Raw genomic sequence first — 9,120 nt, forward strand, 5'->3', positions numbered from 1 at the left:
GTTGATGAGACTCACAGACTTCATCACCCTGATTGTGGCCTGCATCATTGTCTGCGGCGTTATCGTGGCAGCCATACGGTGCGTGAGAGAGAGGCCGCTGCGATGGTGGGAATACGCCGCAGCCGTAGTGCTAGCCCTGATCTTCGCCTACGGTGTCGCGATCACTCCGATGCCGATCGATTAGCGATGACCCGTCTCGGTGAAGCGCTAATCTGGCTCGCCGTTGTCAGCGGCAAGACCGGACTCCTCTGTGTGAGAGAGCCATCACCGCAGCTCTGCTCCGGCCCGGTCGCACTTGCCGCGGGCGGTCATATACGAGAGCATACCAATCCGCACTGCTAGACAATGCTGCGCCTCGTGTATGTCTCTTGTGGGTCATTTTCGACCGAGTCAGCACGTTTTTGTCCTGGCCAACTTCCGCGTGGTCCCGAAAGCGGACGTTCGAGGCCGGGCTGGCGACAAGCAACAAGCAGGCCGTGTTGAGGTCGGTAGTAGGGCCGTGATCCAAGCTCCCAACCGGGAGCCTCGAATCATGCCATGGTCAAGCGGCGGGGACTGCCCAGCCAGGGATGGCAGACCTTCCTGCGCAATCACGCGCCGGACATTGCCGCCCTGGACCTGTTCGCGGTTCCAACGATCCGTTTCGACCTGCTCTATGTCTTCGTCATCGTCCGGCTGGACCGCAGGGACGTTGTCTGGATCAACGTCACAACAAATCCGAACGCCGAATGGGTCGCGCGTCAAATAACGAAGGCATTCCCCTGGAACTAGGCTCCGCGCTACATGATTCCGGACCGTGATCGGATCTATGGTGCGGTCGTCAGACGCCGACTGCGTGCCATGGGCATCCGGGACAAGCCTATCTCGCCGGCCTCACCCTGGCAGAATGGCTTTGCAAAACGGCTGATCGGATCGATCCGGCGTGAGTGTGTGGACCACGTCATTGTTTTGGGCGAGATGCATTTGCGTCGGATCCTGCAATGCTACGCCGTCTATTATAATGACGTAAGAACGCACCGGTCGTTGGACAAAGACGCGCCGCTTGTTCGCCCGATTCAGCGGACCGGAAGTATCAAATCACACACCATCCTCGGCGGTCTTCACCACCACTACGTTCGGGTGTAGCTGGTTTTCGGTACACACAGCGCGACCTCGAACCCGAGCTTGAGCAGTTCGCCGTGGATGCGCGGCGCTCCCCAAAGCGAATTATCGATGCTCATTTGCCGGATCAGCGCCCGTAATTCAGTATCGATCTGCGGTCGCCCTCCCCGTGGGCACGACTTCCAACGCCAGTAGCGGCGAAAGCCGGCCCCCGGTGCCACCGCACGAGTGTCTCGGGCCGGATGATGGTGAAGACGTGCAGGATTGACGGAAACCAGCGATACAGCTGAATGAAGAACCAGCGATCCTGGTTCGTGAGCCGGACGCGACCATGCAACCTCCGCCTCAAGACAATCAACTGATGTCGAAGCACCGCGTTCTCAGCTTCAAGCCGCAACTTCGACTTGAATGGCGAGGCCAGGACGGCCAGAACGAAACAGAGCAGCCCGATCATTCTTCCAGCTTAGGCGATTCCGTCACCTCATCAACTCGGATAAGGTTTTCGGTACACATACCAAGTACCTCGACCAGATCAACAACGCCTGCACCGTCCTCGACCGCCGCAACCGAAAGCTACGCCCATGAAGCGCCGCGAGTACAGCCACCCCGAGTGGCCGCTGATCACCATCATCGATGTGGGAGGCGTCTACTCCGCCGCCTTTTGCTTTTTCCGGGCCGCTATGATCGCGCGCATTTGAGCGTCCCTCCTGTGCACCTCCTGCCGGAGCGATTCGATCTCGGACGGCATCAACCGAGTTGAATCGGGCGAGGTATTTGGCTTCGCTGTCGGTGAATCCTTCAAATCCGTAGCCATAGGTTTTCTTCCACCACGATTCCAGTGCCGGCAGCTTTTCCCGCACGATGCCGTGACCATGGGCGGGACTCTGGCGGATCTGCATAGCCTGCGACAGCAAGCTAGTCGAGATCTCGGCCTACCGCCCTGAGGTCATTCTCGGCGCCAACCTCGCGCCGCAGATCAGGGCGTATGAGGTCCTGATAGCGGCGCAATAGCAGACCTCAATAGAGGGTCGCGGTAGGGACGAGGATTTCTCCTCGCCCCCCGCACAGATCCCGGCGTGCGCTGCTAACGCACCGGGCTCCTCCCTCGGGTCAGACGTCGTGCGATGAACGATTTAGTCACGCTCGTCGCCCGACGCGCAGCCATCATTCGGATCGACGCGGCATTTCGGCTCAGTGTCCGAACCGCGGCCGCCTGACGGCTGTTCCCCTTGGGTGAGGCCCTTCCCTCCACGACTTCCGCCGAGAGTTGCCTCCCCTTGTTCAGTCGCTTCGCAGGTACTATGGCCTCATCCGACTTCTCATCCACGTACATGCTCGGCGTGCGGCTTGTCGCCTTCCCGAGCCGGCCCGGCACACAAGGCCGGGCATGGATGAGACCTCCCAGGTTCCGTGCAAAGAACTTCTCCACGTGCACAAGGTCTCCGACTGCGCGAGGTTCGTCCCATGCAAGCCATTCGCCATGGGACGATGTTGCCTTCTCTTTCTCAGAATAAGATCGGCACCTCGGAATTAGACCCGTTTCGCAGCTCAATATTTGGCCCGTGGTCTCCCCTGTGAACGCTTCACGTCGGCCCTCGCGGGACGCCGCGCATCACTCGGGGTCGGGGCGGTTGGCTAAACCTTCCTCGTGGGGGACTTTCACCTCCTATTCTTTGCCAGCTTTCCTGGTGCACTCCGAGTTGGGCCATTCGATATCTCATCGCAGCGCAGGGTTTAACGCCATTCGATTCCGTATACATCAACGGGCTGCGGGAAGCCTTTGAGATGGCAAAGACCAATGTTTATGACATGCAAACGATCTCGGATCCGATCCTGAACGGCACTTGATACAAGAATGGCATCGGGCTCGGCCAACTGACATAAACGAGCAGCCAGTTGAACGGTCGCACCAAAAAGATCGTTGCTGTCCGCAATCGGTTCTCCGAGGTCAATACCAATTCGCACTCGAAGCTTCTCCTTACTTGCTAAGTTGAAGGCTTCAAACGCTTGCTGGATGGCGCGGGCGCATTGCACGGAGGCCGTCGCGTCCGAAAAGCATGCCATGATGCCGTCACCTGTGTGCTTCACCACACGCCCACCTTTGTCCTTTAATGCGCGGCGAACCAGCGCGTCATGTGCCCGAACCATCTCCACAGACCGTGCATCGCCAAGACGCTCTGTCATGCTGGTAGAGCCGACGATGTCGGTGAACATAATGGCCCGCAGGGCCGAATCGAATGTGACGTTATTTGCCTCGCCGCTCGGTTCTGGATCAGACACTCTCCCCAAGAACGCCTGGACGGCTGAGAGGTCCACTTCGATCACATCTTTGGCCACGTCGCCGTGAGCTTCGTCATGAACCCGCATCGCAGTTTCGATATCTGGTGCGTCAATGAGACAGAAGCCCGTACCGCGCGATTCATCAAACCAATACGTCAAGAAACGAACTCCGTATTGCCCCTGCACTTCCAAGTCTTTTCGGTGTGCCTCCGCGATATCGGAAGCTGTCAGGCCGGAGAGATCGTGTCGGTCGAGAAAAATTGGCACTGCCGTTGCTCCACCCGTTCTTCAGACGGACGCGATTGAAATCTGCGCCAAGTCTGGTGTTTCGCCGAGAGCGCCATTTAACATAACAGCTTGGGCGAAAGCTTTGGAGGGGCAGTCGCAAGCCCAAGCCGGGACAGTTCCTGCGCGTAATGGCCGCTTTGGGTCCAAAACCGGCTGTCGCAGCCGCCGCGGCACGATGTCCGGTCTACCTGGATTTTGTTGAAAAGGGCGGCTATTGCGACGCAGAGATATCAGTGATTCAGTCTGTCTAATTGGCAGGACTGAAGGTCATGATGGGGCATCGGCAAGTCGAATAGGCTGCGTTGTTCTATGAGTTCTCGGAGTACCTTGCCGTTCTTGACGATGCCGCGTTCGGTGCTGCGACCGAGGTCACGCCGAAGTTCGTGTCGCCCTCCGATCCGGCGGCGCGCTGGACGGGCGCGCATGGCTGACAAGCCTACTTTGCGTATTCGACGAACTACTTGGTCGACGTCGAGAACGCCATCATTGTCGATGTCGAGGCGACTACGGCGATCCGCCAGGCGGAAGTGTTGGCCGCCAAGCGCATGATCCAACGCTCGCTCGAACGGTTCGACCTTTATCCGGGCCGGATTCTCGGCGACAGCGCCTATGGCTCGGCCGAGATGCTCGGGTGGCTGCTCTACGAGCATGGGATCGAGCCGCACGTGACCGTCTTCGACAAGTCGGCCCGCGCCGATGGGACCTTCTCGCGCGGGGACTTCACCTATGACCATGCCGAGGACGTCTATCGTTGCCCCGCTGGCAAAATCCTCACCACCACAGGAACGCCGGTAAACGATGATGCGACGATCCTCTACCGTGCGAGCAAGCACGATTGTCAAGCATGCACTCTGAGAAGCAGGTGTTGCCCCAACACTCCCGCCCGGAAAGTGCCGCGCTCGATCTACGAGGGTGCTCGCGACATGGCGCGCGAGATCGCAAGATCATGGGAGGGCCGCACTTCGCGCCGGCTTCGGAAGAAGATCGAGATGCTGTTCGCGCATCTCAAACGCATTCTCAAGCTCGATCGGCTGCGACTAAGGGGTCCGAACGGCGCGCGTGACGAGTTCATCCTCGCTGCCACCGCTCAGAACCTTCGTAAGATAGCCAAGCTGATCCCGATGCCTGCGCTGACGCCCGCGTGAGGCCCAGCAAGCCAACTCGTCCGCGGAACAGCCAGTGGTCGCGACGAAACTACTGTCGGCTTTTTTCAACGGAATCCCTGCCAACCAGACATTCTCGTAAACAGCCCGGACTTCGCATTCGGGCCAACTGGGGACATCGCAAGGAGTTAGGCGCTTTGCCACGAGCCGCCGCCCGAGCTGGTTCGTGGGCCCGCGACGCCTACCTGAACGGCTGTTCAGGTACCTGTTCTCCTTTTAATGGAACGTGTGGAATTCTTGAAACGTTGACTGGCGCCCATCCACCACTGCGGAGAAATCGGATGTTAAAGAAATCCTTGATCGTCGCCGGCACCATATTGTTCGCTTCGTCTGCGTTCGCGCAGTCGCCGACCACGAAGAGCGCTCCCGGCGAGCAGATGCAGAAAGCACAGGAAACCGGCCAGCAGTCCACGGGTCCGGGCGCTTCGGAATATACACCGGGCCACAAGATGAAGAGCGCCAAGAAGGCCGGAGCGAAATCTACCGGACCGGGTGCCTCTGAATACGCGCCGGGCCATCAGACAACAACCGGTACTTCCACCGCGACTAAGAAGAAGTAAGCTCTATCTTCGAGGCAAAAGGAATGGCTCGGCAACGTAATGTGTGCCGGGCCTTTTTGCTGCTGACGCGAATGACCGTACATTCATGAGAAAACTTCTTTGCTCGCTCACCCGTCAGATCTTTATCACGCCCGGCGTGCGGACTGTCCGTTGGAGCCTAATAGCCGCGCTGCACCTCGCCTGGGTGTACCGAAAACCTAATCCGTGTTGATGACGTATTGGAATCGCCTAAGCTGGCGGAATGATCGGGCTGCTTTGTTTCGTTCTGGCCGTCCTCGCCTCGCCGTTCAAGTCGAAGTTGCGGCTCGAAGCGGAGAACGCGGTGCTGCGACATCAATTGATTGTCTTGCGGCGGAGGTTGCATGGTCGCGTCCGGCTCACGAACCAGGATCGCTGGTTCTTCATTCAGCTGTATCGCTGGTTTCCGTCAATCCTGCACGTCCTCACCATCATTCGGCCTGAGACGCTCGTGCGTTGGCATCGGGCCGGCTTTCGCCGCTACTGGCGTTGGAAGTCGCGCTCACTGGGAGGGCGGCCGCAGATCGACACCGAGCTGCGCGTATTGATCCGGCAGATGAGTATGGAGAATCCGCTTTGGGGAGCTCCGCGTGTTCATGGCGAACTGCTCAAGCTCGGGTTTGAGGTCGCGCAGTCGAGCGTCGCGAAGTACATGGTCAAACGACGCTGCCCACCAAGCCCGGGATGGCGGACGTTCTTGCGTAACCACGCGCCGGACATTGCCGCCATGGACCTGTTTGTTGTTCCAACGATCGGTTTCGACCTGCTCTATGTCTTCGTCATCGTCCGGCTCGGCCGCAGAGATCTCGTCTGGATCAACGTCACCGCAAATCCGACGGCCGAATGGGTGGCACATCAAATCACGGAGGCATTTCCTTGGGATGAGGCTCCGCACTACCTCATCCGCGATCGCGACCGGATCTATGGCAGCGTCGTCACGCGCCGATTGCGAGCCATGGGCATCCGGGACAAGCCTACCGCACCAGCCGCGCCCTGGCAGAATGGGTTTGCCGAACGGCTGATCGGATCGATCCGGCGTGAGTGTGTGGACCACATCATTGTCTTAGGCGAGGCGCATCTGCGCCGAATCCTGCGAAGCTATGCGGACTATTACAAGCGTGTCAGAACGCATCGATCCTTGGACAAGGATTCGCCGGTCTGCCGCCTGGTTCAGCGAACCGGTGTGATCGATTCACGCGCCATCCTGGGCGGACTTCACCACCGCTACGCCCGTGTTTAGGTTTTCGGTATACACACCCTCACCCTCGATTGAAGGTCGGATGGGCGCACATCTATTGACATGGGTGGCAACTTCGAAGGCGCAAGATGTGCTGCACATTTTATTTCGAACCGCTATATATAGATGAGATCGCTAAAGTTTTAGGCATCTTGGAACCGCGCTCTGTTCTCCCAACGTTCTCGATATCAGGAGAAGCCCAGCATAGGGTGGCATCGCGCTAAGCGCTCGTTTCGAACTCGACAGTTGTTCTCTATACGTTTGAGCGACCGACCTCCGGGACCATCCCGCGTTTGCTGACAGACACGGAGATAAACCGAGGGACTTTTCGGAGTCGGGTGCTGCGCCGCCCGTTCTTTCATCAAAGCCCGTTGACGGCATTCGGACATCGGGCAGGATTTGAATATCAGATGGACGCTGTCCCACCGGACAAAGTGTCAGTAGCGGCGTGGAAAGTTGACACGCGGGAATATTGACGTGACGCCGCCCTGCAAGGGGAGGAGGAGGCTCTGCTTTTGCTAGCGGTTCTGGAATAGGACAACAGGGTCAATCCCAAGCGCGTCCGAAATTTGTTCGAGAGCGTCAACTGTCGGCGAATTTTCCTCGCGCTCGATCATTCCGATATAGTTGCGATTCAGACCAGCGCGATCAGCCAATTCCTCCTGGGAAAGGCCGCCTTTCCGTCGTAGAGTCCGAATGTTATTGGCTACCACCCGCCGCAACTTCATGCGGCATGACGGCACTAAACGTCACTTGATCTCCACCTAGTATACTAGGTATTGTAGGGGCACTTGATGTGTGGTGTTTCGGATGGTCAATGAGCAAGCTCCGTCGGTTGAACCGTTCGTCGACCGCGTTTCCCTAAGCCATGCTTCCCCTGACGGGCAGTCCTTTCGCATTGGTTATCGGGCTAAAGGGATGGACTACGTTTTGGCATGTGTTGAACTTCCCGTTCATGTACTTGAGCAGGAAATCGCATCCGGCCTAGACTTAGTCAGCACAGTTAGTCCATCCGGCGAAATAGTGTCTCAAATCGTCGGCTCATCTGGATTGGCTTTGTTGAGATCGCGTTCGGTCACCTCAATAGATCGTTTGGTTTCAGAGACAGTTCGCCCGGATAACCTTCGACTAGAGGAAGCATCGACAAGCGAACTGCATGGGCTCTTGAGATCACTGGAGTCAGCCATCGAATACGTGAGAACCGCACTCGCGCAGGCGTGCACCGGGGCTTAGCTCAGTACCGTCGTATCGAATCCCATCAATCGTTTGCCGGAGACTTTGCATCGTCAGCTCTTTTCTTCCCTTTCTTAAACCCCACGTCACTATCAAGAAATGCTTCCAGCATGAACGGTATCAGCTCCGCGACCTCCTCCCGGCTGCCGTACGTCTCAGCATAGAAATCAGCATACTCGCGCAGCCGCTTCGCAAGGCTGGGCGTCAGTACAATATTCATCCTGACCGGCGTCCGATCGGGAAGCTTCGCAAGCTTCATGTCACTCACTTTCCCTTCGCCGCGGTTTGAACCTCCTGATAGGGCTTCAACATCAGGTCCTTCGAAACAATCACCCGCAGCGGCCATCCGGGCCGCACCGTGATCGTCGGCTGCACGTCCAGCTCTCGCTCGACCAGCCGTTGCCCGGCGCGATTGGTCGTCTGCTGCGTGCTCTCCCGCAGCGCCTTGACCAGATCGCTCTCGTCGTTGCCGATCGAAAGCTGGGTCCCCACCCCTATCAGGGTCGCCAGGGCCACGCCCTTGAGCAACTGCCAGGTGTGGAAATCAACCTCGTCCTCAAGGCCGGCATAACCAGCGACATCGGTGGCCGGCAGGTTCTCGATCACGATCGAGTTGCCGTTCGGTAGGATCAATCGTGACCAAACCACAAGTGCCCGTTTCTGGCCGAAAGCCACGACGCTGTCGTACTTGCCGACGAGCCGCGTTCCTTGGGGGATCAGCAGATGCTCGCCCGTCACCGTGTCATAGACGTTTTCCGTGACCTGAGCGATGGTGGCGCCGGGCAAGTCTGAATTCAGACCCGTCACAAGACTCGCCGGAATGATCGATCCCGCCATCACCGCGTAGGTGGACGGTGCCGGCACAAGAGCATGAGGATTGGTGGTCTCGGTGTCGGCCTTCGCTCCGACAAAGGCTAGCTTCCGCGCCTGAGATGAGGGAACGATCTCGCCGGAGCGGTCAACCATTGCCCGCGTCGTCTGTGCCAACTCGGCAGCAGACGACGATGCATCGGCAGCCGGCGGACGGAAGGCAGACGCTGGGTTGGCCGCAACGTCCGCCGTACTTGCCTGTTTCCGCTTCTCCTGCTTCTCCGAAAGCCGGAAAAACAACCCCGACTCCTTTGCCTGTTGGGCGATGCGCGCTTGCCGGATCCGCTCTGCCCGCTCGGCATCCTCTTCCGGATTGGTGCGGAAGCCGGCCTCAGACGCGCCAGCCACCCCCGCCTTCTTCTCGTTCTCG

Annotated in this window: 11 protein-coding genes and 1 pseudogene; 6 read left to right on the top strand and 6 right to left on the bottom strand. The window is 58.5% G+C overall.

Features of this window, described 5'->3' with window-relative positions; all coding sequences use genetic code 11:
• Nucleotides 1-4 precede the first annotated feature (4 nt).
• From J6497_RS31555 to J6497_RS42205, 3 genes are all read left to right on the top strand, one after another.
• Nucleotides 5-184: a hypothetical protein gene (locus J6497_RS31555; RefSeq protein ID WP_225708124.1), complete on the top strand. Its 180-nt coding sequence runs from the start codon at nucleotides 5-7 to the stop codon at nucleotides 182-184.
• A 353-nt stretch (nucleotides 185-537) separates the two neighbouring features.
• Nucleotides 538-771 carry a hypothetical protein gene (locus J6497_RS31560; RefSeq protein WP_225708125.1) on the top strand — a complete coding sequence of 78 codons (234 nt, stop codon included), beginning with the start codon at nucleotides 538-540 and terminating at the stop codon, nucleotides 769-771.
• A 69-nt stretch (nucleotides 772-840) separates the two neighbouring features.
• On the top strand, nucleotides 841-1,125 hold the full coding sequence (locus tag J6497_RS42205) for an integrase core domain-containing protein (RefSeq protein WP_225708126.1): 285 nt from the start codon (nucleotides 841-843) through the stop codon (nucleotides 1,123-1,125).
• 103 nt (nucleotides 1,126-1,228) lie between these two features.
• Here the strand turns inward: J6497_RS42205 and J6497_RS31570 are convergent, their stop codons facing one another.
• From J6497_RS31570 to J6497_RS31580, 3 genes are all read right to left on the bottom strand, one after another.
• Nucleotides 1,229-1,555: a hypothetical protein gene (locus tag J6497_RS31570; RefSeq protein WP_225708127.1), complete on the bottom strand. Its 327-nt coding sequence runs from the start codon at nucleotides 1,553-1,555 to the stop codon at nucleotides 1,229-1,231.
• A 22-nt stretch (nucleotides 1,556-1,577) separates the two neighbouring features.
• Nucleotides 1,578-2,015, bottom strand: a complete 438-nt coding sequence (locus tag J6497_RS31575; protein WP_225708128.1) for a hypothetical protein — start codon at nucleotides 2,013-2,015, stop codon at nucleotides 1,578-1,580.
• 820 nt (nucleotides 2,016-2,835) lie between these two features.
• Nucleotides 2,836-3,648, bottom strand: coding sequence for a nickel-binding protein (locus J6497_RS31580; protein WP_225708129.1), 813 nt, complete (start codon nucleotides 3,646-3,648; stop codon nucleotides 2,836-2,838).
• A 341-nt stretch (nucleotides 3,649-3,989) separates the two neighbouring features.
• Between J6497_RS31580 and J6497_RS31585 the strand changes: the two are divergent.
• From J6497_RS31585 to J6497_RS31595, 3 genes and pseudogenes are all read left to right on the top strand, one after another.
• Nucleotides 3,990-4,814 (top strand): annotated as a pseudogene (locus J6497_RS31585) (transposase); the annotation flags it as partial.
• 299 nt (nucleotides 4,815-5,113) lie between these two features.
• Complete coding sequence (locus J6497_RS31590; RefSeq protein ID WP_225708130.1) at nucleotides 5,114-5,392, top strand: hypothetical protein; 279 nt, start codon at nucleotides 5,114-5,116, stop codon at nucleotides 5,390-5,392.
• A gap of 241 nt (nucleotides 5,393-5,633) precedes the next feature.
• Nucleotides 5,634-6,650 (top strand): integrase core domain-containing protein, encoded by a 1,017-nt coding sequence (locus J6497_RS31595; protein ID WP_225708131.1) that lies wholly within the window; start codon nucleotides 5,634-5,636, stop codon nucleotides 6,648-6,650.
• Nucleotides 6,651-7,165: 515 nt separating this feature from the next.
• Here J6497_RS31595 and J6497_RS31600 read toward each other — a convergent pair.
• The 3 genes from J6497_RS31600 to J6497_RS31610 all read right to left on the bottom strand — a co-directional run.
• Nucleotides 7,166-7,375, bottom strand: coding sequence for a helix-turn-helix domain-containing protein (locus J6497_RS31600; protein ID WP_225708132.1), 210 nt, complete (start codon nucleotides 7,373-7,375; stop codon nucleotides 7,166-7,168).
• Nucleotides 7,376-7,905: 530 nt separating this feature from the next.
• Nucleotides 7,906-8,139, bottom strand: coding sequence for a DUF2274 domain-containing protein (locus tag J6497_RS31605; protein ID WP_225708133.1), 234 nt, complete (start codon nucleotides 8,137-8,139; stop codon nucleotides 7,906-7,908).
• A 5-nt stretch (nucleotides 8,140-8,144) separates the two neighbouring features.
• Nucleotides 8,145-9,120: TraB/TrbI/VirB10 family type IV secretion system protein (locus J6497_RS31610; RefSeq protein WP_225708134.1), on the bottom strand; the 976-nt coding region annotated here is incomplete at its 5' end.

This window comes from Bradyrhizobium cenepequi, from assembly GCF_020329485.1.
GTDB classification, from domain to species: Bacteria; Pseudomonadota; Alphaproteobacteria; order Rhizobiales; family Xanthobacteraceae; genus Bradyrhizobium; species Bradyrhizobium cenepequi.